We start from the raw sequence: 25,277 nt of genomic DNA on the forward strand, positions 1-25,277 counted from the left end.
CGCAGCGAACCGCAGCGAACCGCGGTGGACATGAACACAGCCATATCTGCCATATCGCCCCCGTTAGTGGGTGTTTGTGTCGTACTTGTCATAGCTCACTTTATTTCACGTACGCTATGCCGATCGTTAAGAAGAGTAGTAACATGACAAATGAGAGCGCTATCATTTCTCGTTTTATAGCCTCTAGCTGCATATATCGCTAGTCATCACATAGACACGACAGTGATAGACACCCACGGCTTCTACTCGCAGACCCAATCGCCAGGAGGACACCATGCTTCTCTCAGAAGAGAGAACACTCATCGCCGACTACTGCCAGCACTTCGCATCCGACGGACTGGTCGTGGGAACGGCCGGAAATATCTCTATTCGCGCAGGTGAGCTCGTAGCCATCACCCCCACCGGACTGCCCTACGTCGGGATCACCCCAGAAGACATCTGCGTGGTCAATTTCGACACCGGAGAGCAGGTCGAAGGTCAGTATCGCCCCACCAGTGAGATACACCTCCACCTCCAGGCACTGCAGACGACCGGCCTCGATTCGATCGTGCACACGCACTCCGCCTATGCCACCACCGTGGCCAGCCTTGAAGGAGTAACAGAGCTACCCAATATCCACTACATCACCGCCACCATGGGCGGAGCGATCCCCGTCACGGAATACGCCCGCTATGGCAGCCAATTGCTCGCCGACAACGTCGAGGCCGCACTGCAGAGCAAAACCGCATGCCTGCTCGGCAATCACGGCTCCGTAGCCGCAGGTAAAGACCTAGCCGAGGCCTACACCAAGGCACAGTCCATTGAATGGCTGTCCAAGGTCTACCTCAACGCCCGAGCTGCGGGCACCCCGCGTATCCTCACGCCCGAGCAGATGGAAGAGGCCAGCGCCGCCATCGCCACCTACGGCCAGCCGCACAAGCGCTAAGCCGCACAAGCGCAAAGCGACATACCTAAGAGCCCACCATCGTCATGGTGGGCTCTTTTGTGCTGTCACGTGTGAGCGTTATCATGCTGCGCTCTCCTTTCCGGCCACACACCGTCGGATAGCTACCCCCATTGGGTGACCCTTCTCTCCAGCCTTTCCCACCCTCACGAGTCAGAGTGACGACCGTCTCAGTCGTCTTTACGCTGGGCTAACGCCACAAAACCCACCCCGTACGTGCGGGGCCGGCGGGAAAGATACCGAAAGCCCTTCCCCGCCTGTAGGGCCGGTGTTAGACTTTTGATAGCGCTAACATACGGGCATGAGACAGTGCCCACGGACCGATGGCTAGGCCCATTCGCCCCCATCGGCCACGGCGCTCCAGATCCCCCATACTGGGGTGACATTACCTCCCGAAGGAGAAGTACTCATGGTTCATCATCCGAAGATTGGCATCCGACCCACCATTGACGGCCGTCGTCGCGGAGTCCGCGAATCACTCGAAGATAAAACGATGTGGATGGCCCACGCTGCCGCCGATCTCATCACTAAGAATCTCCGTTACCTCGACGGCGAGCCCGTTGAGGTCGTCATCGCCGAAACCACCATCGGCCGCCCCGGCGAAGCAGCTGCCTGCGACGATCTTTTCGCTGGCCAGAACGTCATCGCCGAACTCACCGTGACTCCCGCCTGGTGCTATGTCACGGAAACCATGGACATGGATCCCAACCGTTTCCACGCCATCTGGGGCTATAACGGCACCGAGCGCCCCGGCGCCGTGACGCTGGCCGCAAATCTCGCCGCCTACGCTCAGTACGGCATTCCCGCATTCAGCATCTATGGTCACGACGTTCAAGATGCTGATGACACCGACATCCCCGAAGAGGTCTCTGACAAGATCCTGACCTTCTCCCGTGCAGCCGTTGCTGCGGGCCAGATGCGCGGTAAGGGCTATCTGCAGATGGGCTCGACCTGCATGGGCATCGCTGGTTCCTCCATCGATCGCCACTTCTTCCAGGACTATCTCGGCATGCGCGTGGAGTCCGTGGACATGACCGAGTTCATTCGCCGCATCAACGAAGGCATCTTCGATCCCGAGGAGTATGAGAAGGCACGCGCATGGGTGCGTGAGAACGTCCAGATCGGCAAGGATTTCAACCCCGAGCCGCGCGAGGACGTCGAAGAGCAGTGGGACTTCATCACCAAGATGGCTCTCATCGGCCGCGACATGATGGAAGGCAACCCCAAGCTCGCCGAGCTGGGCTTCGAGGAGGAAGCATGCGGCTTCAACGCCATCGCCTCCGGCTTCCAGGGGCAGCGTCAGTGGACCGACACCTACCCCAATGGTGACTTCATGGAGACCATGCTGAACACCACCTTCGACTGGAACGGCGCCCGCCGCCCAGTGGTGTTGGCCACGGAGAATGACACTCTCAATGGTGCCAGCATGCTCCTCAACTACCTGCTCACCAACCGCACGCAGATGTTCTCCGATGTGCGCACCTACTGGTCTCCTGAGGCCATTGAGCGCGTCACTGGCGAAAAGCCCACCGGCGGGGCCGCGAATGGCTTCTTGGACCTGCGTAACTCCGGCGCCACCACTCTCGACGCCACCGGCGTGATGAAGGACGCCGACGGTAATCCGTGCACCAAGCCTTTCTGGGAAGTCACCGAAGAGGACCAGAAGGCTGTCATGGAGGCCACCACCTTCCATGCGGCAACCCACGAGTATTTCCGTGGCGGTGGATTCTCTACCCACTTCCGCACCGCTCCGAACATGCCTGTCACCATGATTCGTCTGAATCTGGTCAAGGGCGTCGGCCCAGTGTTGCAGATCGCCGAGGGTGAGACCGTCACCCTGAGCGAAGAGGCCACCACAAAGATCGAGAACCGCACGGACCGTACCTGGCCCACCACGTTCTTCGCCCCGCGTCTGACGGGCAAGGGCGCATTCACCTCGGTGTATGACGTGATGGACAACTGGGGCGCGAACCACGGCGCCATCGGCTTCGGCCACTTCGGCAAGGAGCTGATCACTCTCGCCGCCATGCTCCGTATCCCAGTGAACATGCACAACGTGGACGATGCAGAGATCTTCCGTCCGCGCGCATGGGGTCTCCTTGGAACCGCAGACAAAGAAAGCGCCGACTTCCGCGCCTGCGAAACCTATGGTCCCTTCTTTGCCTAATTGCGCAGTGTACTGAGCGACAAGAGATAAGGATCACATAATGTCACGGGTCATCAGGACTTTGGCAATCGACATGGGCTCGTCCTCTGTTCGTGGAATTGTTGGTGCATGGGACACAGGTTCCAAGAAACTGACAAGGTCGGAAGTGTTTCGTGCAGAACACCACGTCTGCACCGATGAACAGGGAAACCTGTACTGGGATTTGGATGCGCTCAAAGACGCAGCCACCCAGGCACTCCACGCGGCCGGAGAAATTGATTCAGTTGCTGTCGATGGATGGGGAGTCGATTTCGTCGTCGTTGACGAAAACAATAATCCTCTGTCGCAGGCACGCTCCTATCGGGATAGTGCCGGCGCCCGAGGTCGAAGCCTGATGGCATCACGAATGCCGGAGACGGAGCAATACCACGCCTCCGGCGTTCTCCCCCAAGACATTAACTCTGTGTATCGCCTCGCACTGCAACCGCCCAGCACAGGCACGGTGATGTTCCTCCCGGACTTCATCGCCCGCTGCGTGCTTGATCAGCCCACACAGGCGTGGGCGTCGCGAGGAATCGCCTCTACCTCGGGGCTTCTCGCGGCAAGTCATGAGGATTGGTCCGAGGAGATACTCGCCACAGCGGGTATCGACCGGCAACGACTCCCCTCTATCACCAGCGAGCGGCGCGTGATCGGCACCCGTTCTGATGGCGTCCGCGTCATCGCCGCTGGCTCTCATGACACCGCCTGTGCACTCTCATCGCTATCTCGGGAATGTGGTTATCCCGAAGACGCCATGTTTATTTCCTGCGGATCATGGTCCGTTGTTGGCGCACAAACCGCACAAGCGGTGGTGACAGAGGAGGCCTACTCCCGAGGGGTCACCAATGAAGCCACCGCACGGGGCGATAACAGAGCCGAGCTCAACCTCACTGGGCTCTGGGTCGCCCAAGAGTGTCGGCGCGCCTGGGGAAATCCAAGCTACGAAGAACTCAACCGGCTGCTAGCGGACGCCTCAAATCCAGGCGCCATCATCGATGTGTGCGACCCGCGCTTCAGCGCCCCTGGAGACATGCCGGATCGCGTCGTGCAGGCAGCACGTGAACACAACGTCACCCTTTCGACACGAGGCGAAATCCTGCGCGTCGTATTTGATTCCATCGCCCGAGCCCAAGCAGATGCGATCCACACGCTTCGCACTCTGACCGGATCCACGGGGAAAACCTATGTCATGGGAGGCGGAGTAAAGAACCTCTTCCTCATGCAAAGGACAGCCGCCGCCCTCGGCGAAAGCATCCACGTCACGGATCCTGAGGCCACGGCCCTAGGAAACATCATCAACCAGCTCCTCACCCTGAACGTTCCCCCTGCAGATCTAGCGGAATGGGTTCGCAACGCTGGGGTGATCACCACCGTCTGTCCGACGGACGACTGAAAGAAAAGATCATGACTGACACTTCCGTTAGCAGTCCACAATCAACGCCCCCGAAGAAGGAACGTAAAAAGTACCTGAACGATGGAATGCTCGTTCCTTTCATCCTTCTGGTGTCCTGCTTCGCAGCCTGGGGTATGTCCACCGACATGACCGCGCCTCTCGTCAAGGTGTTTGGTTCGGTCTTCTCGATGTCGACGTTCCAATCCTCGCTCGTGCAGTTCTCCTATTATGGGGCATACTTCCTGCTTGCCATTCCGGCGGCCTTCATTAACTCGAAGTTGGGCTACAAGGGTGGCGTATGTATCGGCCTCTTCCTTGCTGCTGCCGGTGCCTTTGCGTTCTACCCCGCGAGCCTGAGCATGACCTTCGTGGCCTTTATCGGGGCCCTGTTCTCCCTCGCCGCAGGCCTGTCTATCCTCGAGACCTCCGCTAACCCGTTTGTTATTGCCATGGGTCCGGAAGAGACCTCGACGCGGCGCCTGAACTTCGCCCAATCCTTCAACCCCATCGGTTCTAACTTGGGTGTGCTGGTTGCGGCCATCATGATCCTGCCCAATATCCACGAGCACACGGCAGAAGAACGAGCATCGCTGCCCCAGGAGGAACTCACCTCTATGGTCTCGGGCGAGCTCAAGGCCGTGATGATTCCCTTCGTGGGCCTCGCCATCCTGTACCTGGTGCTCGGCATTGCTATCGCGCTGGTCAAGATTCCTGACCGTTCCCGGAGTGCCGGAGACGACGCAGTCGCTCTTCCGGTACCGAGCTCGGGACGCCTGGGCCGGTTGATCAGCAATCGCCGCTACTCCTTCGGTGTGGTTGCCCAGTTCTTCAACATTGGCGCCCAAACCTGTATCTGGACCTACGTCATCCACTACGCCACCAATGTCGTCGGCAAGACCAACGCCGAGTCGGGAATCTGGCTCCAGGTCTCCCTGATCTGCTTCCTCGTTGCCCGCTTCGTCATGACCGCCCTGATGGGCATCATCGACGCCCGCCGACTCTTGATCATCATGTGCTCCTTGGGTGTCGTCCTCACCTTGATCGGTATTCTCACCGGAAACATCATCGGTTTGATCGCTATCGCTTCTCTCTCCGCCTGTATTTCCTTGCTATTCCCCACTATCTATGGCCAGGCACTCACCGGACTCGGAGAAGACACCAAATTCGGTTCGGCTGGACTTGTTATGGCCATCGTCGGTGGCGCTCTTCTTCCCCCAGTACAAGGCCTGCTCGTCGATACTATTGGCACCGCCCACTCGTTCATTGTTGTTCTCGTCTGCTTCATTGTGGTGCTGTCCTACGGAGTGTTTACGCTCCGCTTCAAGAACCCTGGCGAAACCGCGCCGGCTGCCGCATAAGAGGCTGAATACATAATCATTATCACGCCTCCTCATCGTCACCTCTTTTCACACTAAGGAGAACACATGCTCCGCAATATCCCGGAGAAGATTTCACCGGAACTCCTCTACACTCTGGCCCGCATGGGACATGGCGATCGCATCGTCATTGGAGATGGAAATTTCCCAGGCTACACCCTCAATTCCACGGTCATCCACGCAGATGGTCACACCGTGGCTGACATGATGGACGCAATCCTCAAGCTGATGCCCTTGGACCCCTATAATCCATGGCAGATCGGCCTCATGGAAACTGTGGGAGACGATCCAGAGCCTCCTGTATGGAGCGAATTCGCAGAGATCGCCGAACGCAGCTATCCGGGCCATACCGTGAAGCACTTTGAGCGATTCGAGTTCTATGAGCAAGTAAAGAAGTGTTTCGCAGTTGTTGCGACCACGGACACCGCTCTCTACGGAAACATTATTCTCACGAAGGGAATTGTCATTCCCGAATAGATTCACGAATTTCGACAGACTGTATGGCGCCTAGGCCACCCGCATTCTCGGGTGTCCTAGGCGTCATGTACACTTACCGGCGTGCGTAAAAAGGCAGTTATGCAGGATGTGGCACAGTTAGCGGGGGTATCCACGCAAACTGTGTCTCGAGTGGTAAATAACCATTCTTCCGTGCGACCAGCCACCCGTGAACGCGTCTATGCCGCGATGCGCGAGCTCGACTACCGGCCCAACGCAGCGGCCCAAATGCTTGCCTCCGGCTCCTCCCGATCCATTGGTGTCCTCTCTGTAGGCACTATGTCTCACGGCTTGATCACCCTCTTTGCCGAGCTGCAGGCCCACGCCAAACACCGGGGATGGCATGTGCTCACCTCCTCCTCGGCCAATGCCGACTTCGCGGAGGCGCAATCCGCCCTTGACTATTTGCGCTCCCGGCAAGTGCTGGCGACGGTCATCCTCTTCCAACATCGCAGCCTCCTGCCCCTCTTCGAGCATTGGACGGGCGCGCCTGGGGTGATGATTAGCTCGGTCGACCACGGCATTGAGGGCATGTCCACCATCGGCATCGACCAAGTCTCCGGTCTCCACTCCGCCCTAGACCATTTGTGGGACCAAGGCGTGACCGATACGGCCATGATTACCGGCGATCGGGAATATATCGACGCTCGGGAACGTATGGTCATCTATCAGCGCTATAGCCGTCTGAAGAAGCACTCCTTCTCGCTTTTTGGCGGCAAGGGCTGGGGCGCCTGCGATGGCTACGCTGCCGCGCAGGAGATCCTCAACGTTGGCCTCCCCGAGGCCGTCATTGGTGGCAATGACAAAATCGCGGTCGGGTGTGCCCGCGCCTTCGCCGAGCACGGCTTCACCGCGGGGAAGGATTATAAGCTCATCGGGATTGACGATGATGAAGTCAGTTCCTACCTAACTCCTCCCCTCTCCTCTATTCGCCAGGACTTCGCCGAGCTCGCTGGTGTGGTCATTGATGAACTTGCTGGGTTGATAGATGGCAAGCCCCACCGCAAGCTCCTGCTGCCCTCCCATTTCATTCCCCGCGCGTCATCGCTGCCAGAGGATGCGCCCGAGCTCGGCTAGAACCCACAGCAGCTGATCCTAGGCTCGGAAACCGCGGCGGTATCGCTGCTACTAGGGTGAGGAAACATGGAAAGTTTTATCGTGGTTGGGCTGGGAAACTCAGGCTCTAAATACGCCGAGACCCGCCACAATATCGGGTTCATGGTGGCCGATGAGTTGGCGGGCCGCGGGATGGCGTCGTCACGCTTTAGCGTGCATAAAAAATCCGGCACGCAGATCGCGGAGCTGCGTCTGGGCCAGCAGCGGCTCATCGTGGCCAAGCCACTGTGTGCGATGAACTTCAGCGGCCGGCCGGTGCAGGCCTTGGCGCGTTTCTTCTCGCTCCCCCCGAGCAAGATCCTGGTGGTGCACGACGATATGGAGCTCGATTTTGGCCAGGTCGCGCACAAGATGGGCGGCGGCATGGCCGGCCATAATGGGCTGCGCTCGATCGCCCAAGCGTTGGGAACTCAGGACTTTCCGCGCATTCGGGTGGGCATCGGGCGCCCGCCGGGCTCCCAGGCACCGGCGAGCTTTGTGCTCAAGCCCTTCAGTACCCGTGAGCGCCGCGAGCTGCCCTTTGTGTGCAGCGATGCAGCCGATCTGATCGAGCAGAGCGTCACTGGCTAGTCGGCACGGCGCACCCGTTTCGCCCCGGCGAGCACTCGCGAGCGCACCGGCAGAGTCACACTCAGTGCCACCACCATCACCACCACACCGGCAACGACAATAGCGATCCATGAGGCGGGGTGTTCGAAAACGGTGGGATCGGTGTCAGTGAATTCCTGATAGCTGGAATAGGGCAAAAAGAGGATGCGGCCGAAGATGAAGGTCATCACACAGGTACCCACGAGGGGGCCGAGCATCTCGAGCCACGAGACAGCCAGCCCGACGCGATTGGGCACGCCCATCTTGTGCAGCGCCAGGGTTTGGGGCGCGCGTTCGAACTCAGCGGAGCATTGATTCATCATCGCGGAAATACCGGCCAGAATGAAGGTGAAGGAGATGGTGAATATCACGCCGGTCGTGATGTCCCTGTCAAACTCAACAAACATCTGCGTGACTGCGTCTTGGATATTAGGGTCGCTGGGGTTCTGAAAGGGTGCGGAGGCAAGAACCGCCACGATGAGCGAGACGGCTGCCACTCCGGAGACGCGTCGCCAGGCTTTTACCGGTTCCAGCGCTATCCGGCGGGCCGGCCAGCTGACCAGCAGCCACGGGGCTCGGGCGAATAGCCGCGACGCCAGCTGCATCACCAGCGGCATCACCAGATCCACGCTGAGCAGGAACACCACAATCACCGCCACAGATTTGGCGTATTGGGCCGGACCAGAACTCAGCCGCGGTGCGGGCGTGAGCAGGAACAATCCGATGGCGGCAATAAGCACGGCGATCCGCCAAAAACGCAGGGCCCGCGGTGTGGAACGACGCGATACCCCCAGGGGCGAAATATTGATCCGTACCAGGCTCCACCACGCCGAGAGCGTGACAAAACCTAGCAGCGCAATATCGAGCAGTGCATAGAGCCACAACGGCGCCAGGATTTCCTCATAGCGCACCGTATCTCCTTGAAAGGACAGGCGTTGAAAGAACGGCAGCAAGAGCAATGTTCCGCCCGTGCCCAGCACCACACCCACCGCGGCCTGCACGAGGGTATCGATCAGGCCCATGCGATTGACTTCCGCGCGGGAGAGCCCGAGCAGGCGGAAGCAGGCCAGTCGGCGTTCCCGCATCCGGGCCCCCAACAGGGTGGCTGAGCTGGTAAGCGAGAGTACGGGGAAGATCAGCAGGGCGCAGGCGAAACCAGCGAGGAATACATAAAACCCGAGGAGCGTCGACATCGTCGAATCCGCAGCGATGGCTTGGACCGCGAGTTCGCGCGGGTGCTGTTCGCGATAGACAAACATCCACGTGCCGGAGGCCACGATCATCACGATTGCGGTCACCGCGGTAAACGCTGCGACCGACAAGAGCGTCAAGAGCCCTGAGCCATCGCGCCGGCGCATGCGCGCGGAAAATACCTGGTAGGCAATCGAGCGCAGATTCGCCGCGCCACGATACACCCGCTGCGGCTGTGGGGCGCTGGTGGGCGCCGTGGAGGAGGCTGTGGTGGGGTTCATCATTGCCCCTCCCCGGCGCTGCGTCGCAAAGCCGCGTGGGCGGTGGCGGTGCGGGTACGCGAGCCATCGATGGGCCGGTCCGTGTGTACCCGCCCATCGCGGATCTCGATGAGCCGGTCGCACCACTGCGCCACATTGCTGTCATGGGTCACCGTGAGCAGGGTGGAGCCGCTGCGTTCTACCAAGGCGGTGAGTAGCTGCATCACCTCGTGTCCGGTGGCTTGGTCGAGAGCGCCGGTGGGTTCATCGGCGAAGATGATCGTCGGTTCACCGGCGATGGCGCGGGCTACGGCCACGCGCTGGGCTTGCCCGCCGGAGATATCGCCGGGCAGCTTGCCGCCATGGCCGCTCATGCCCAGCTTCGCCAGTAGTTCATCGGCCTGGCGCAGCGCTTCGCGACGCGAGCTGCCCCGCAGCTGTAGCGGCATGGCCACGTTTTCGCGGTTGCTGAGCTCTGGGATGAGCTGGCCGTCCTGGAATACGAAGCCGAAATCGTGCAGCCGGATGCGTGAACGCTCGGTGTCGCTGATGGTGGTGATATCACGCTGGTTGTAGATCACCGATCCCGCATCCGGCACCAGCACCCCAGCGAGGCAGTTCAGCAGTGTCGATTTACCGGAGCCGGAGGGACCCATGACGGCCACTGCCTCGCCGGCGCCGATCTCGAGGGAGATGTCGTGGAGTACATGTTCGGCGCCAAAGCTCTTAGACAGATTCTGCGCGCTGAGTAGTGAGTGTGTTGTCATATCTCTAATTCAAGGCTCTACGCTGGCATTTCCCAATACCCTAGAGGCTAGTTTTCCACGTAGTCCTAGCACTACCCCCACCGCCGCCAGCACGGCGATCGCAGCCGGCGGCCCTTTTAGAATGGGAGCCATGGCAGGTTTGTTTCCCCGATTCCGCACCCGAGCCGCTGCGCCTCGACGCGGCCGCGATGAGGAGATCCGCGAGCTGATTGATTCTCGTCGCACCATCGTGGATGCCTATGAGGTGGAGCGGCGGCGCATTGAGCGGGACCTGCACGATGGTGCCCAGCAGTCCTTCGTCGCGGCGGCGATGGCGCTGGGAGAGGCCGAGCTGGATCCCGCGGTGGAGAATAATCCGCAGCTGCGTGCCCTCTTAGAGCAGGCCCACCGCAATCTGGATGAGGGGCTGGCGGCCTTGCGGAATACGGTGCGCGGGATTCATCCGCACATGCTCAGCGACGCCGGCTTGGTGGCTGCGGTGGAGGAGCTGCTGCAGTCGATGCCGCTGCGTTCCTCGCTGACCTGCCCACATCCGCTTCCCACCCTGCCGGAGGGGGTCTTGGCCTGCGGGTATTTTTTTGTGTCTGAGGCGTTGAGCAATATCGGCAAATACGCCCCCGAGGCGCGGGTGGATGTGTTGATCACGGTCGATTCCGGGCTGCGGATCTCGGTGCTAGATACCGGCCCAGGTGACGCCCATATCGTGCCCGGTGGTGGCCTGCACGGTATCAAGGAACGTTTGGCGGCATTCGGGGGCACGATGGAGGTGAACTCGCCGCCGGGCGGGCCCACCCAGGTGGTGGCGGATGTGCCGCTACTGCTGCATCGCGGGGAGTCCGGCATCGTGCTCGGCACCCTCAGCTCTACTGCGGAGAGAAAGGATCACTCGCTATGAATATCGTCTTAGCCGATGATTCCGGCCTGCTGCGGGAGTCCTTGGCAGCCATGCTGGAACGCCAGGGCTTTCATGTGCTCGCGCAGTGCTCCTCGGCCGAGGAGGTCATGCCGCTTATCGACGCCCACTCCGCGGAGATCAGCCTATTGGTCACGGATGTCCGCATGCCGCCGTCGATGAGCGATGACGGCCTGCACGCGGCCGTGGCGGTGCGACAGCGCTACCCCGAGCTGGGCATCGTGGTCTGTTCCCAGTATGTGGCGCCGGCCTATGCCCGCACCGTGCTGGAGATGGCTGGGGGCGTGGCCGGCACCGGCTATGTGCTGAAGGATTCGGTGGGGCATGTCGCTGATTTCATCCGTACGCTGCGCACGGTGGCCGCCGGTGGCATGGTGATTGATCCGCAGGTAGCCCAGGCCATGGTGCATTCCCAGCAGGGCATGAGTGATCTCACCGCCCGGGAAAGTGAGGTGCTGGCGCTCATGGCTCAGGGATTATCCAATCCGGAGATCGCCAGCCGTCTCGTGGTCTCAGGCGCGGCGGTGGCGAAACATATTGCCGCGATTTTTCAGAAGCTGGGGCTCTCCCCCGAGGAGGACAACCGCCGCGTGAAAGCGGTGCTGCGTTATCTCTCGGACGTCGGTGTCTGAGGTATTCGGGTACAAAGGAGACATGACTCTTCATACTGCTTTTAAAGGAAACCCCGTCACCGTCTCCGGCGAGCTGCCCGAGGTGGGCTCGCGTCTCGGCGAGTTCTCGCTGACGAATGACTCGCTCGAGACTGTCACCAATGCTGATTTCGCTGGGCGCCGCGTGGTGCTCAACATTTTCCCCTCGGTGGATACCGGCGTCTGCGCCGCCTCCGTGCGCCAGTTCAATGAGCTCGCCGCGGGGCTGGACAACACCGTGGTGGTCAATGTCTCCCGCGATCTGCCCTTCGCCTTGGCTCGCTTCTGCGGTGCCGAAGGCTTGGAGAACGTGCAGGTGGCCTCGGACTTCCGCCGTGGCTTCGGCGATAACCTCGGCCTGGTGCAAACCGATGGCCCGCTGGCCCAGCTGCTGGCTCGCGCCGTGATCGTCGTAGATGGCGAGGGCACCGTGCTGCACTCCCAGCTGGTAGAGGAGATCGCCACCGAACCGGACTACGAGGCTGCTCTCGCGGCGCTGCGCTAAGCACGCTTTCGGCGCAGTGCCCCGATTCTACCCGCCTTATTCCAGCCTGCCGTGCGAGGATGAGGCGGGTCTTTGTGTCTCCGGCTTCGCCGAGCACGGAATCACAATAGCCACGGTGTTCACCGACAGCGGCGCAGCCACGGGGTGGAAAGCATGCACCACCTACAGTGGAATGGCCGCTCACCCATACGCCCTCCGCAGCACGCAGTGCGTACGCCTGTCGCCTCATCGACGCGGGTCTCAGTGGCCTTGTCGACGGAGACGTTGCAGGGACAACACCCCTGCGTTCTCGTGGCCGTATCAGCTTTTCTATTCATTCCGCACAGCACAGGCTAAGGTACTTCATAACTCTCATGTTGTGTGCGGTGCGCCACATGTGCACCCTGGAAAATAGAAAAGGAGATGTCCTCAGCCATGACCCCCAACTCCGTTGGCTTTGCGCTCGTCGTGCTCTTAGTCGTGCTCTTCGTGGGCAAGGTCGTGCGTATGCGCGTTCGGTGGACGCAGAACCTCTTCCTGCCCAGCTCTATCATTGCTGGCACCCTCGCCCTGCTTCTCGGCCCCGAGGTGCTGGGCACCATCGCTGGCTGGTTTGGCGAGACTACCGCCACAGAGTATCTGCAGGCGGGAGGCCTCTTTGGCGAGGACATGCTCAGCGTGTGGAAGACCCTGCCGGGGCTGTTGATCTCTGTCGTCTTCGCCACCCTCTTCTTGGGCCAAAAGCTGCCCAAGCCCAAAGAGGTCTATCACTTGGCCGGCCCGCAGCTCTCGGTGGGCGTGGCCTTCGCCTCTGGCCAGTATGTGGTGGGCATGCTGCTTGCCATGCTGGTGCTGGCTCCCCTCTTTGGGATGTCACCCATGGCGGGTGCGCTCATCGAAATCGGCTTTGAGGGCGGGCACGGCACCGCCGCCGGCATGATCGACGTCTTCCACGAGGTGGGTTTCCCCGAAGGCGGCGATCTCGCCGTGGCCGTGGCCACCGTGGGCCTCGTGGGCGGCATCGTGATCGGCGTGGGCGTGATCAACTGGGCTATCCGCACCGGCCGCACCACCATCGTCACCGAGGTCAAGGACCGCTCTCTCGAAGAACAGCGTGGCCTCTTCCGCCGCGATGAGCAGTACACCGCTGCGATGATGACCTCTCGCCCCTCCTCTATCGAGCCACTGTCCCTGCATGCCGCGTTCATTGGGTTGTCCATCCTCATCGGTATCTGCATCCTCGAGTTCCTGCAGTGGGTGGAGCAGATGCTGTGGGCAGATCAGGTGGAGCTGTTGCGCTATGTCCCGCTGTTCCCGATCGCTATGATCGGCGGCATTATCGTGCAGATCCTGCTGAATAAGACCGGCTATGACTACCTGGTGGATTCCAATATGATGCTGCGCCTGCAGGGCTTGGCGCTGGATCTGCTCATCGCGGCCGCCTTGGCCACCATTTCTTTGCAGGCGATCGCGGATAACTTCTGGCCCTTCGTGCTGCTGTGCGTGGGCGGCATCATCATCAACGTCGTCATCTTGCTGTGGCTGGTGCCGCGCGCTATCCCCTCCTATTGGCTCGAGCGCGGTATCGGCGATTTCGGCCAGTCCATGGGTGTGACCGCGACGGGACTGATCCTCATGCGCATCGCCGACCCTGATAGCGAAAGCCCCGCATTCGAGGCCTTCGGTTATAAGCAGCTGGTATTCGAGCCCTTCTTCGGCGGCGGCGTGATTACTGCTCTCGCAGTGCCGATCATCTACCAGTTCGGCCCCGGCTGGATTTTAGGCCCCATGCTGGCGCTATTTATCGCCTCCGTGGCGTGGAGCTTGCTCTATTGGGCTAAAAAGAGCAAGGACCCGCATGCTGCGAAGCTGGTGCAGCGCAAGCAAGAATCTGGCTCCTCGCCCGAGCCGGTCTAGGCCATGACACCTGCCGCGGTGCAGAGCCCGCCGAGTGAGCATCGATAAGCGCAACAAGCGCCCCACCCGAAACCGAAGGTGGGGCGCTTATTTCTGCGGGGCTAGTCCAACTCAGAGAGCTCGCGACGCGGAGGATAGACGCGCGGACGGGTGCCGGCAATCTCCTCCACGATGCGAATCACCTGGTTAGAGTAGCCGAACTCGTTGTCGTACCACACATACAGCACCAAGTGATTGCCGGTGGCGATGGTGGCCAGACCATCGACGATGCCGGCATGAGTGGAGCCGATGAAGTCATTCGACACCACCTCAGGGGACTTGATGTAGTTGATCTGTTGACGCAGCTCGGACTTCAGCGACACGGTGCGCAGGTAGTTATTCACCTCATCGGCATCCACGTCCTTCTTCATGGTGAGGTTCAGCACCGCCATGGATACATCCGGAGTAGGCACACGAATGGCATTGCCGGTGAGCTTGCCCTCGAGCTCCGGCAGGGCCTTCGCTACGGCCTTCGCCGCGCCGGTAGAGGTGAGCACCATGTTCAAGGTGGCGGCACGGCCGCGGCGCTCGCCCTTGTGGAAGTTATCGATCAGGTTTTGATCATTGGTGAAGGAGTGCACGGTTTCCACGTGACCAAACTCCACGCCATAACGGTGATCGATGGCCTTGAGCACCGGGGTGATGGCATTGGTGGTGCAGGACGCGGCGGAGAGGACCTCGTCCGAGTCCTCGATATCGGTGTGGTTGATGCCGTAGACGATGTTCTTGATATCGCCCTTGCCCGGGGCGGTGAGCAGCACCTTGGATGCACCCTTGGACTTGAGGTGCTGGGACAGCCCAGCGCGGTCACGCCACACACCGGTGTTGTCCACCACGATGGCGTCGTTGATGCCATAGGCGGTATAGTCCACCTCTTCGGGGCTATTGGCGTAGATCATCTGAATGGGGGTGCCATTGGCCCAGATGATTTCCTTCTCCTCATCGATGGTGATCGATCCCTCGAAGGCGCCATGGATGGAGTCACGGCGCAGCAGCGACGCGCGCTTGGCGATGTCATCCGCACACTTCTTACGCACCACCACAGCGCGCAGGCGGGTGCCACGCCCCTGGGCCTCACGGGCCACAAGGATGCGGGCCAACAGCCGACCAATACGGCCGAAGCCATAGAGCACCACATCGCGCTGCACATCGGTGCCTTTATCACCGATCACATCCGCCAGCTGCTCCTCCAGATAGGCGCGCAAATCGCCACCGTGCTTCTTGTGCCCGATGGCTAGGCGGGCCACGTCAATGGAGGCAGTACCGAGATCCAGCTCAAGCAAGGTCTGGAAGACGGGCAAGGTGTCTTCCAAAGGCAGCTCGCGCTCCACCACACGGCGCGCATAGCGGTGCATCTTGATGATCTCGATGTCCGACGGATTCACCAGCAGACGGCCGAAGATCGAGGTAACCACATTCTTCTCGCGGTGTAGGCGGCCGATCAGTGGGATCATCTGCTCCGCGAGCTCGATGCGCTTGCTCCAGTCGCTGGGGTTGGGGGTGTGGGCGTCGGGCATAGTGAAGTTCTTATCCTCCGCTAGTGATGGGTGAATGGTTCAATGTCCACCTCAAACGGTAGCGAAGATGTGGTTTTCAGGGGGCCGTTTTCACCCCACTTTCTCACCCCTCGGGGGAGATTTATGTCTGTTTTCCCCTATCCGGACGCTCGGATGTGAGCCACCCCCTACTCGGCTGTGATCCGCACTACCACTTACGCGCCTTGGCGATCGCCTTCTTCAGCGCCTTATCATCCAAATCCAAGGCATTGTCCTTGCGTAGCCGATGGCACACCACCGGACACGAGCAGCAGCGCTTCTTAGAACGGCAACACTTCTTCTTCGTCTTGCCCTTCTCCAAGTTGCGGCGAACCTTCTCCAGCTTCATACTTGCCCTCCTCCGCGCGTATTGACGCTTATCGACGCCATCTAGCGCCACGTCCCCGCGATTCACAGACAACCGGCCTAATTACCGTAGCCTTAACTAGTGAAAGTGTAGCTGACCTTAGTGACACAGGATGCGGGAATCAACCAGCGGTCTTAGCGGGGGATGGCGAGGGAAGTAAGCTGCCGCACGATCTCGGCGGCAGGGGCCTCGAGGCAGTCGTTCGCTCCTTCCCCTGCGAGGCAATAGGCCCAGGCCCTGTTCGCCTTCTGCCCCACTGGGGCAGGAGCGAGGTGCGGGAACACCGGCGGCATGGTGACCGCAGCATGTTCGTTCACACCAGTTATCACCCCACGGGCCACTCGCCCAGTGAAGGCGCGAGTTGCAGCGGTGCGCAGCTGGCCCTCGCGCAGAATCGCACGATTACTCTCGGAAGTGCCGGCTTCCTCGGCCAAGAGGAAGGCAGTGCCACAGGACACCGCCACCACGCCATCGAGCGCTAGGGCATCCGCCACAGCCTCTGGGGTACTCAGCCCACCGGCGGCGATGAGCGGCAGCTCGCAGACGGCCGCGACGGCGGAACATAGCTCCGGCAGGCCCATGGTGGTGGGCTCGTCCTCCTGATTCCACGTGCCGCGGTGGCCGCCGGCGGCGGCTGCCTGCACGATCACCGCATCCGCGCCCACCGGCTGAGCTTGGCGGGCTTCGTCGGGGCTGGTCACAGTCACCCACGTTTCAATCCCGCGCTCCCGGGCCTGCTGCACCTCCGCTGCGGAAAAGTAGCCAAACATGGAGCTCACCACCAGCGGCCTCGCCTCGAGCACGGCCGCGAATTTCTCCTCCCAGCCGAAGCTGTAGTCCACCTCAGGCTTCCAACGGCTGCCCAGCTCGGCGACGCACTGCTCTTCTGAGTGGGTCTCGAGATAGCGCGGCCGCGGGTGCGGGGCGAAAAGGTTGACGCCCACGTTCAGCCCGCCGGCTAGCTTTGCGGCAGTGCGCATATCCTCCCGCAAGGCCTCAGCACTGGCGCGCCCCGCCGCGAGGAAGCCGAGGTGACCCGCAGTCCACAACGACGCCGCCAGCTGTGGGGTCGATGGCCCACCCGCCATGGGCGCGGCAATGAGGGTGATAGTTCGATCGTGCAGGAGGTAACTCATAGCCGTTGAGCCTATGTGCAAGAATCGATGCGTGCACGGATTTGAAAACCTCAGCGACTCCCTCCGCTCCTTCTTCGCTCGCCTCGGCTCGCGGACTCCCACCCCCACCACGAGCCTGCCCGAGCGCATCGATTACCTGATTCTAGGACTAGGCAACCCCGGTAGTAACTATGAGGCCACCCGCCACAACGTGGGCTACATGGCTCTCGATGACATCTTGGCGCAGCGCGGCGATATCCTCACCCCGGTCGCCGGTGCCCCCTTAAGCATCGCCGCACTGGAGCATGAGGGCCGCAGCATTGTGCTGGCCCGCTCGCATACCTATATGAATAACTCGGGCGAGGCTATCGAGGCTCTCCAACGCCACCTGGAGCTGGACGCCGACCACGTGATCGTGATCCACGATGAGCTGGATCTTCCCGCTGGGACGGTGAAAATCAAACGCGGAGGCAATGAAAACGGCCACAACGGGCTGAAATCGCTCAGCGCCACTTTGGGTACCCGGGACTATGTGCGGGTGCGCATCGGCATCGGCCGTCCGCCACAGAGCGAACCGGTAGCCATCCCCGTGTGGGTGCTGGGACCTATCGATCCGTCTCCAGAGATGGAGCAGGCCATTGCCCGGGCCGCCGAGGGGGCCTGGTTGGCAGCCACCGACTCGCTCAGCGCCGCGCAGAATACGACCAACCGGCGCTAGCGTGGATCTCCACCGTCTATCCGAGGATGAGTTGGGCAAGCAGCGAGCCCACCACACAGGAGGTAGCCACACTGATGGCACCCGGGATGAGGAAGGAATGGTTAATCACGAACTTCCCGATCCGAGTGGTGCCGGTGCGATCAAAGCCGATGCACGCCAGATCTGATGGATAGGTGGGCAGGATCCAGTAACCGTAGGCCGCCCCGTAGAAGCCGACGATGAGCACCGGATCCACTCCGAGGCTCAAGCCCAAAGGCGCGATAGCCACCAACGCCGCAGCTTGGGAGTTGACCAGTTTGGACACAATGAGCAGCACCAAGGCATAGGTCCACGGCGCGGACGCCACTACATCGCCTAGGCCGTCTTTGAGTGCGTCGATGTGAGTACTGAAGAAGGTATCCGCCATCCAGGCCACACCGAAGACGGAGAACACCGCCGTCATACCCGCTTTGAACACGGTGGTATTGGCGATCTTCGTCTTATCCACCTCGCACCACAGCAGGATGATAGCACCGGCCACCAGCATCACCATCTGAATCACGAGATTCATCGATAGCGGTTTCATCACCCCATCCTCGGTGGGGAAACTGGGCCGTAGCCCCTCAACGGCACCCAACAGCACCACCACAGTAATCGCAGAGAAGAACACCGCCACCGCACGGTAGGCGCTTGTATCGAAGGTTTGCGAAAGCAGCGAGGTGTTGCCGCTGCGCATCGTCTCGGCGAACTCGGGATCTTGTAGCCGCTGCTGGAACTCAGGATCATCATCGAGGTCCTTGCCGCGGCGCGTGGACCACAACGCGGCCAGCAACACACCGCTCAGAGAAGCCGGCAGCGCCACCGAGAGGATTTGCGGGATGGAAAAAGCCTGATCGATTACCCCAGCTTTCTCGGCCAAGATTGAGGCAAGAGATACCGTGGCCACCGAGACCGGCGAGGCGGTGATACCCATCTGCGCCGCAGTGGACGCCGCAGCCATGGGCCGCTCGGGACGGATCTTCTTCTTCACCGCGATGTCTTCGATGATGGGAAACATCGTGTACACGACGTGGCCGGTGCCACACAGCACTGTGAGTGTCCACGTGGTTAGCGGCGCAAGAATCGTGATCAAGTGCGGCTTGGTGCGCAACAGCCGCTCGGCGAATTGCATCATCACATCCAAGCCCTTGGACTGTTGCAAGGTGGATGCGCAGCCAATCACCGCGATAATCGTGAGCATCACCGATACAGGTGGCTCGCCAGGCACCAAACCAAAAAGGAAGACCAGCACCATCAGCCCGAGCCCAGAGATCAGGCCGAGCCCGATTCCGCCGTAGCGGGTGCCGAGAAGAAGACAGAAGAGAATGATCGCGACTTGCAACACGATCGCAAGAGTGGACGTGGGATCGAGGAACCCAGAAAGCATGACACTGCCTCTCACTAGGGGATGAACAGCTTCTACACGCACCTTCAATCCCACGATCAGACCTGTGCACTCTCGTTTTCTAGGCCCAGCTGTGAGATAACAGCGCAACCTCAAGGCTAGGCCAGTAGGAGGTGGGATGTCTAGGCGTGAGTCGCCTACCTGCATCCGGGGGCTCGCTGTGCCACCGTTCTCGCTGCCCTGACCGGCGTCAGTGCTTGCGGCACCGGCGATGCGGCTGATCACATAATCCACTCCTGCGGCCATCAAAGATGGCCGCGTTAACGTGCATTGTCTGCCGTGCCCGTGCCGGCCCCTAGAGAATAGTGAGACGACTTTCGTAGCGCTCTATGTCAGCGCTCGATCGACATCCACAACATATCTGCCCGCTGAGGTGTTCCGACCGCCCCACCCGAGTGTCTCCCCCAGCTCTTTATAGTGCGGGCATCCTAGAAAATGCAGCCGCTAACAGCAGCCCATTCCATGAGGATGAAAGTAGCGACTTCGACGGTAACCAGCTCATTGGATACGGAGACGAGTACCACCCATCTCGCACGCCCGCAAAAACACGTCCCCAACACCAAGAAGTAGAGTGTGAACCACATCAGCACCCAGGCCCGTTCCCGCACAGGCGACTACACAGTAGCTCGGGCAGCCGGCGCCGCGCCACTGTGCAAGGGCGATCCGGGATACAGTCCCAAGCTTGACCGCGAGGGAGATGGCATCGCCTGCGAATAGCAGCAGCACTCTGCCTCTACGTAGATGAAGGCTCTAGGCCAACCCCGTGGCGTCAATGAGTGTTGCGAAGGCTTGCTGCACATCGCTGCGCCACAGCACCTCGGCGCGATCATCGGCTCGCCCTGGCCCGCCATTAATCACCACTACCGGCTTCCCGGCGCGCTGCGCCTCGATGGCGAAACGATAGCCGCTCATCACCGCCAGAGAGGAGCCAGCCACCAGCAGGAAATCGGCCTCCTCCACTAGGGCATGGGCCGCCGCCTTCCTCTTCGGGTTCACCGGTTCGCCGAAGTAGACCACATGGGGTTTGAGCAGCTGAGACCCACAGTGGGGGCAGCCCACGAGATGGAAACTCCCGACGGTCTCCTCTGCAAGAGCCACATCGCCATCGGGATTCACCGCGCCGCGGCTAGCCTCGGCGCGCTCAATATAGCCAGGATTAGCGGCCTGCAGGCGAGCGTCGATAAGCGTTCGTGGCATGATTTCCCCGCAGCTCAAGCACTCGATGCGGGAGAGATCGCCGTGGAGTTCCACCAGGCTTGTGCTGCCGGCGGCGCGGTGGAGGCCATCAACGTTTTGGGTAATCACCCCAGTGATCAGGCCCGCAGCTTCTAGCTCCACCAGCTGATAGTGCACCGAGTTCGGCCGAGCTGCGGCCATGTGCCGCCACCCCACAAAGGCCCGCGCCCAGTAGCGGTGCAGGGCGGCGCGATCATAGCGAAACTCCTGATAGGTCATCGGCCGCGAGCGGGCGAGCGAGCCCTGCGGCCCGCGATAATCCGGAATGCCAGAGGGCGTGGACACCCCCGCGCCGGTGAGCGCAGCGGCGCGCCCGCCGGCGAAGAGCTCCGCGATCTGTGCCACCGCCTCCGCAGGCGGGGTGGGCGGAGCCGTCTCATCCACTACGCGCTGAATCGAACGCACCGCGGAGGCATGTGTGCGAGCGATTGATTCAGACACCGAGGCGTTAAGATGAAACACCATGAGCAGAGTAGTTGACGAGGCCTCGCGCCGCAGAACCTTCGCCGTGATCGCACACCCCGACGCCGGTAAATCCACCCTGACCGAGGCGTTGGCGCTGCACGCGCACATGATCGCCGAAGCCGGCGCGGTGCACGGCAAGGCTGGGCGCAAAGCCACCGTCTCCGACTGGATGGATATGGAAAAGGAGCGCGGCATCTCTGTCGCCAGCTCCGCTCTGCAATTCGAGTACGCGCCCGAAGGCCACCAGGGCGAGCCCTACATGATTAACCTGGTGGACACCCCCGGCCACGCCGACTTCTCTGAGGACACCTATCGCGTGCTCACCGCCGTGGATGCCGCGGTGATGCTTATCGACGGCGCCAAGGGCCTCGAGCCCCAAACCCTCAAGCTCTTCCGCGTGTGTAAGGCCCGCGGCCTGCCCATTGTGACCGTGGTGAACAAATGGGACCGCGTGGGTAAAGAGCCGCTGGAATTGATGGATGAGATCGTCTCCGAAATCGGGCTACAACCCACCCCCTTGTTCTGGCCAGTGGGCGCTGCCGGTGATTTCCGAGGTTTGGCCCGCATCAACTCTGATGGCGAGGCGGAGGAATACATTCACTTCCTGCGCACCGCCGGGGGCTCCACCATTGCCCCCGAGGAGCACTACAGCCCCGAGGAGGCCGCCGCCAAGGAAGAGATGGCGTGGGAAACTGCTGCCGAGGAAGTAGAACTCATGGCCGCCGATGGCGCGGTGCATGATCCCGAGCTCTTCCTCGAGTGCACCACCTCCCCCACTATTTTCGCCTCGGCGATGCTCAACTTCGGTGTGCACCAGATCCTCGACGCTCTCTGCGCCTTGGCGCCGCAGCCCGCACCCCGTTCCGCGGACCCGGCCGTGGTGGCCGCCGCAACCTCTGCCATCGACGATCACCGCGATCTGGACAGCGACTTCGCCGGTGTGGTCTTTAAGGTGCAGGCCGGCATGGATCGCAAGCACCGCGATACCCTCGCCTTCATGCGCGTGGTCTCCGGCGAATTTGACCGCGGCATGCAAGTAACCCACGCCCAGTCCGGGCGCAGCTTCTCCACCAAGTACGCGCTCACCGTCTTCGGCCGCACCCGCGACACCGTGGACACCGCCTATCCCGGCGATATTGTCGGCCTCGTCAACGCCGGCTCGCTCGCCCCGGGCGACACCATCTACGCCGGCCGGAAAGTACAATTCCCGCCCATGCCGCAGTTCGCCCCCGAGCACTTCCGCACCCTGCGGGCGAAAACCCTGGGCAAGTACAAGCAATTCCGCAAAGCGCTGGAACAACTGGACTCCGAGGGCGTGGTGCAGATCCTGAAAAACGAGGCCCGCGGCGACGCCGCCCCCATTATGGCTGCTGTCGGCCCCATGCAGTTCGAAGTGATGCAGGCCCGCATGGATGTGGAATACAACGTGGAGACCATCACCGAGCCGGTCCCCTACTCGGTGGCGCGACGCACCACCGCCGCCACCGCGCCCGAGCTGAATAAGCAGCGCGGCGTGGAGATCTTCACCCGCACCGACGGCGAACTCATCGCGCTCTTTGGCGACAAGTGGCGTCTGAGCTTCATTGAGAAGGAACACCCCGAGTTCGAACTCTTCCCGCTGGTGGCAGACTAGCTCGACACCGAGGCTAGGGTACAGGGACGCTAGTGAGCCTGGCTCTCGTGCTTACCATCGCACCACTGCTCCGGCGGCACCGTCGCCTTTACTTGGGCGATATGCTCACCACACCCAGCCCACGTAGTTTTACCACAGGTGGGACACGGCACAGGACGGCACATAGGGGCACTCCTTTATCCTCGACAGAACTCGTTCTCCCTGCGATAATACCCCGTGCGTGCAGGGAACGAGCAAAGATTGGGTGCCGCTGCTGGACGGGGCACACCCAGAGTCGCAGCCCCCAGTGCGGGATGCGTTTCTTTAGCGCCCCAAGGTGGCTTCGCGCAGCGCAGAGGTGTTCTGAGCCGTACGCACTAGGGCGATGTTCATCTCTAGTGCCAGGCGCACGCCCACGATTTGCAGCAGCGCCGGAACCCACCCGAAGAGCAGGGCGATGATAGCGAAGAAGGTCGCCATAGCGCTCACATCCGAATCGCCAATATCCGAGGCCAAGAACAGCCAGATAAACACCCAGAACACATAGCCCAGAAGCGCCAGAACGATATTGGCCAGGTGGATGGCCTTGGCGAACTTGATGGTGATTAAGCTCGAAAAGCTGAAATCAAACAGCGCCTGCAGGAAGTTCTTCGACTCCGCCCCTACGGCGTTGAGTTGCGGAAAGCCAGTGGAGTCTGAACTAGCCACCGGCCCCTGCTGGGTGGCGTTGGGCTGCTGGTTCCCAGCGGAGGGGTAGAACGGGGCCGCGCCCTGCTGAGTGCTCTGCTGGGCGAAGGGCTGGTTAGGCTGCTGATTGGCCTGCTGGTTGGTGTTCTCCGCCGAGAACGCGCCCTGATTCTCCTCGCCCTGGTTGTGCTCGCCCTAGTTGTCGTTGGGCGAATACTGGTTATTCATGGATGGATGATCCCCTCTGATTCTCAGATCGAATGAATGCCAGCGGCGCGACATTGCCGTTCATGGCGTATATATACGCGCGCTTAGGCTAACGAACATAGTCAGTGGGTCAATCATTTCCCGCCGCCTTCACTCTCACGTGGGGGCTGTGCTTCTGCTACCGCGGCGGTGGTGAGGGGCGGGGTGGCGTCGATAAGCATCCCGCTCGGAGACGGAAGGTAGGTAGAATGCGGGCTTGTGACTATCCCCGCACCTCGCAGCATTGCTGAACTCCGCGCCGACGGCTACTTTCATCAAGCCTGTCTCGACGCCGCCTTCCTTCCCGCCCTATCCACGGCGATTGCGGTGGAGGCCGGCGATACAGACGGCGAGAACGTGCAGATCCGGCTGAGCTTCTCTGGGCACCGCCCCACTGAGATCACCGGCCAGCGCCTCGCCAGGATCCTGCCCACTGGTATGTGGCAGTGGCTACACCCGCGTATCGCGGAGGCGGCCGAGGAGTTCGCCATCCCCGAACTCGAGCACGAATGGGTAGCGCCCCGGCCACCAGGGCTGGATCTTGAGACCGCAACACGGCTGCTCACAGACGAGACTGAGGCCGACGCCGCCGCTGCACCACGCGTCTATCGCAGCCTCGCCACCGCGGAAGAACTCGCGGCGGGGATACGCACACTCTTTTCTAATGACCCCGTGCTCTATCTGCCCACCGCCGATGGCGCCACCATCATGGCGGCCGTTCCCGCTCCCACAGCCGCAGATTTTCATCGCACACTCTTTCACGCTGGAGCTTTCATGCCAGCCTCACCGGATATGGAACGCAGCATCGATGGGCTGGCTCGGCTGTTTGAATGCGACTATCGGCCCTGCGGCGAGGGCCACTATGAGCTGCGGGTGGCTGGACAGATCGTGGGAGTAAGCACCCGTGAGTCCATCGTGGTGGATTATGGCCGCGGCATGAGCTTCGCCGATGTGCTGCGCGACGCCCAGCAAGTGCCAACCGACTACCCGCCCGCCACGGATCCTTCCGTGACTGCTCATCCGGCGATCGTCCAAATGGCACAGACCAACGGCATCCCTGCGCTTCTGCGCGCCGAAGGCGCCCAGTCCGCGGCGCTGACTGGGGATCTCCACACCGCTAGGCGGTGTGTGCTCTATCGCAGCGGGGCGATGCCACCGCGGCCGGCGGCACCTGGATTGGCAACAGACAGACCAGCGTCACAACGCCCACAGAACCCTTCGGGTACCCCTAGCAGCGATGGAACTACCCCCGTGTCCCAACCTCCATCCACCTAGTTTCTGTGCCCGCCCTCGCTCGCGCGCTATAGTAAGAGACGTTCTCAGGGCGGGGCGTAATTCCCCACCGGTGGTGATAGTCCACGAGCCGCAGCTTCGGCTGTAGCAGACTCGGTGAAACTCCGGGACCGACGGTAATAGTCCGGATGGAAGAGAACCTAGGCGCTGTGCACGCCGCGCTAAGCGAGACTGCCACTTATGCTGTGGCTTTTAGTCTCGGGGCGCGGTTACTGCGATGCTGACCTATGTTGTGTTTCACCTGAGGATTTGTTTTCTGC

23 protein-coding genes and 1 riboswitch are annotated in these 25,277 nt (G+C 61.2%); of the genes, 15 read left to right on the forward strand and 8 right to left on the reverse strand.

Features of this window, described 5'->3' with window-relative positions:
- The first annotated feature begins 274 nt into the window (after window positions 1–274).
- The 7 genes from GBB11_RS02430 (at window position 275) to pth (GBB11_RS02460) (ending at window position 8,081) form a co-directional block, all read left to right on the forward strand.
- Window positions 275–925: a class II aldolase/adducin family protein gene (locus GBB11_RS02430; protein ID WP_151530097.1), complete on the forward strand. Its 651-nt coding sequence runs from the start codon at window positions 275–277 to the stop codon at window positions 923–925.
- Window positions 926–1,352: 427 nt separating this feature from the next.
- Window positions 1,353–3,110: an L-fucose isomerase gene (locus GBB11_RS02435; protein WP_151548903.1), complete on the forward strand. Its 1,758-nt coding sequence runs from the start codon at window positions 1,353–1,355 to the stop codon at window positions 3,108–3,110.
- A 73-nt stretch (window positions 3,111–3,183) separates the two neighbouring features.
- Complete coding sequence (locus GBB11_RS02440; protein ID WP_192796278.1) at window positions 3,184–4,524, forward strand: rhamnulokinase family protein; 1,341 nt, start codon at window positions 3,184–3,186, stop codon at window positions 4,522–4,524.
- An 11-nt stretch (window positions 4,525–4,535) separates the two neighbouring features.
- A complete protein-coding gene (gene fucP, locus GBB11_RS02445; RefSeq protein WP_225979099.1) occupies window positions 4,536–5,882 on the forward strand; it encodes an L-fucose:H+ symporter permease in 1,347 nt (448 codons plus the stop codon).
- A 66-nt stretch (window positions 5,883–5,948) separates the two neighbouring features.
- Complete coding sequence (locus GBB11_RS02450; RefSeq protein ID WP_151548905.1) at window positions 5,949–6,377, forward strand: RbsD/FucU family protein; 429 nt, start codon at window positions 5,949–5,951, stop codon at window positions 6,375–6,377.
- A 99-nt stretch (window positions 6,378–6,476) separates the two neighbouring features.
- The gene (locus GBB11_RS02455; protein WP_225979119.1) at window positions 6,477–7,472 is read left to right on the forward strand and encodes a LacI family DNA-binding transcriptional regulator; all 996 of its coding nucleotides are present in this window, start codon (window positions 6,477–6,479) and stop codon (window positions 7,470–7,472) included.
- A gap of 66 nt (window positions 7,473–7,538) precedes the next feature.
- Window positions 7,539–8,081, forward strand: a complete 543-nt coding sequence (pth, locus tag GBB11_RS02460; RefSeq protein ID WP_151548907.1) for an aminoacyl-tRNA hydrolase — start codon at window positions 7,539–7,541, stop codon at window positions 8,079–8,081.
- Here pth (GBB11_RS02460) and GBB11_RS02465 read toward each other — a convergent pair.
- Entirely contained in the window at window positions 8,078–9,574 is a 1,497-nt protein-coding gene (locus GBB11_RS02465) for an FtsX-like permease family protein (protein WP_151548908.1), read from the reverse strand. The two genes, pth (GBB11_RS02460) and GBB11_RS02465, sit on opposite strands and share 4 nt — an antisense overlap.
- Window positions 9,571–10,317: an ABC transporter ATP-binding protein gene (locus GBB11_RS02470; protein WP_151548909.1), complete on the reverse strand. Its 747-nt coding sequence runs from the start codon at window positions 10,315–10,317 to the stop codon at window positions 9,571–9,573. The genes GBB11_RS02465 and GBB11_RS02470 overlap by 4 nt, the downstream gene beginning before the upstream one ends.
- A 130-nt stretch (window positions 10,318–10,447) precedes the next feature.
- Here GBB11_RS02470 and GBB11_RS02475 point away from each other — a divergent pair, with 130 nt between their 5' ends.
- The 4 genes from GBB11_RS02475 (at window position 10,448) to GBB11_RS02490 (ending at window position 14,281) form a co-directional block, all read left to right on the forward strand.
- Entirely contained in the window at window positions 10,448–11,212 is a 765-nt protein-coding gene (locus GBB11_RS02475) for a sensor histidine kinase (protein ID WP_151548910.1), read from the forward strand.
- Window positions 11,209–11,862 carry a response regulator transcription factor gene (locus GBB11_RS02480; protein WP_151548911.1) on the forward strand — a complete coding sequence of 218 codons (654 nt, stop codon included), beginning with the start codon at window positions 11,209–11,211 and terminating at the stop codon, window positions 11,860–11,862. The genes GBB11_RS02475 and GBB11_RS02480 overlap by 4 nt, the downstream gene beginning before the upstream one ends.
- A 22-nt stretch (window positions 11,863–11,884) precedes the next feature.
- The gene (tpx, locus tag GBB11_RS02485; protein ID WP_151530087.1) at window positions 11,885–12,385 is read left to right on the forward strand and encodes a thiol peroxidase; all 501 of its coding nucleotides are present in this window, start codon (window positions 11,885–11,887) and stop codon (window positions 12,383–12,385) included.
- 414 nt (window positions 12,386–12,799) lie between these two features.
- Entirely contained in the window at window positions 12,800–14,281 is a 1,482-nt protein-coding gene (locus GBB11_RS02490; RefSeq protein WP_151548912.1) for a sodium/glutamate symporter, read from the forward strand.
- 101 nt (window positions 14,282–14,382) lie between these two features.
- Here the strand turns inward: GBB11_RS02490 and GBB11_RS02495 are convergent, their stop codons facing one another.
- From GBB11_RS02495 to GBB11_RS02505, 3 genes are all read right to left on the reverse strand, one after another.
- The gene (locus tag GBB11_RS02495) at window positions 14,383–15,837 is read right to left on the reverse strand and encodes a glyceraldehyde-3-phosphate dehydrogenase (protein ID WP_151548913.1); all 1,455 of its coding nucleotides are present in this window, start codon (window positions 15,835–15,837) and stop codon (window positions 14,383–14,385) included.
- A 187-nt stretch (window positions 15,838–16,024) separates the two neighbouring features.
- Window positions 16,025–16,204, reverse strand: a complete 180-nt coding sequence (locus GBB11_RS02500; RefSeq protein ID WP_151548914.1) for a hypothetical protein — start codon at window positions 16,202–16,204, stop codon at window positions 16,025–16,027.
- 152 nt (window positions 16,205–16,356) lie between these two features.
- Entirely contained in the window at window positions 16,357–17,358 is a 1,002-nt protein-coding gene (locus GBB11_RS02505) for a nitronate monooxygenase (RefSeq protein WP_151548915.1), read from the reverse strand.
- Between the two features lie 31 nt (window positions 17,359–17,389).
- On the opposite strand from GBB11_RS02505, the gene pth (GBB11_RS02510) reads away from it, so the two are divergent.
- Window positions 17,390–18,055 (forward strand): aminoacyl-tRNA hydrolase, encoded by a 666-nt coding sequence (gene pth / locus GBB11_RS02510; RefSeq protein ID WP_225979101.1) that lies wholly within the window; start codon window positions 17,390–17,392, stop codon window positions 18,053–18,055.
- A gap of 16 nt (window positions 18,056–18,071) precedes the next feature.
- On the opposite strand, the gene GBB11_RS02515 is transcribed toward pth (GBB11_RS02510), so the two are convergent.
- On the reverse strand, window positions 18,072–19,460 hold the full coding sequence (locus GBB11_RS02515; protein ID WP_151548917.1) for an anaerobic C4-dicarboxylate transporter: 1,389 nt from the start codon (window positions 19,458–19,460) through the stop codon (window positions 18,072–18,074).
- A 591-nt stretch (window positions 19,461–20,051) separates the two neighbouring features.
- Between GBB11_RS02515 and GBB11_RS02520 the strand changes: the two genes are divergently transcribed.
- Window positions 20,052–20,195, forward strand: coding sequence for an excalibur calcium-binding domain-containing protein (locus tag GBB11_RS02520; protein ID WP_151548918.1), 144 nt, complete (start codon window positions 20,052–20,054; stop codon window positions 20,193–20,195).
- Window positions 20,196–20,228: 33 nt separating this feature from the next.
- Here GBB11_RS02520 and GBB11_RS02525 read toward each other — a convergent pair whose 3' ends face one another.
- Window positions 20,229–21,179 carry a Sir2 family NAD-dependent protein deacetylase gene (locus tag GBB11_RS02525; protein WP_192796277.1) on the reverse strand — a complete coding sequence of 317 codons (951 nt, stop codon included), beginning with the start codon at window positions 21,177–21,179 and terminating at the stop codon, window positions 20,229–20,231.
- Here GBB11_RS02525 and GBB11_RS02530 point away from each other — a divergent pair.
- The gene (locus GBB11_RS02530; protein ID WP_151548919.1) at window positions 21,178–22,812 is read left to right on the forward strand and encodes a peptide chain release factor 3; all 1,635 of its coding nucleotides are present in this window, start codon (window positions 21,178–21,180) and stop codon (window positions 22,810–22,812) included. The two genes, GBB11_RS02525 and GBB11_RS02530, sit on opposite strands and share 2 nt — an antisense overlap.
- A 303-nt stretch (window positions 22,813–23,115) precedes the next feature.
- Here GBB11_RS02530 and GBB11_RS02535 read toward each other — a convergent pair whose 3' ends face one another.
- The gene (locus GBB11_RS02535) at window positions 23,116–23,499 is read right to left on the reverse strand and encodes a DUF4282 domain-containing protein (RefSeq protein ID WP_151548920.1); all 384 of its coding nucleotides are present in this window, start codon (window positions 23,497–23,499) and stop codon (window positions 23,116–23,118) included.
- A 444-nt stretch (window positions 23,500–23,943) separates the two neighbouring features.
- Here GBB11_RS02535 and GBB11_RS02540 point away from each other — a divergent pair, with 444 nt between their 5' ends.
- A complete protein-coding gene (locus GBB11_RS02540; RefSeq protein ID WP_151548921.1) occupies window positions 23,944–24,999 on the forward strand; it encodes a hypothetical protein in 1,056 nt (351 codons plus the stop codon).
- A 36-nt stretch (window positions 25,000–25,035) separates the two neighbouring features.
- Window positions 25,036–25,161, forward strand: a riboswitch (FMN riboswitch).
- The last annotated feature ends 116 nt before the right edge of the window (window positions 25,162–25,277 follow it).

It is taken from the genome of Corynebacterium sp. 74A, assembly GCF_008930665.1.
Taxonomy (GTDB): domain Bacteria; phylum Actinomycetota; class Actinomycetes; order Mycobacteriales; family Mycobacteriaceae; genus Corynebacterium; species Corynebacterium megadyptis.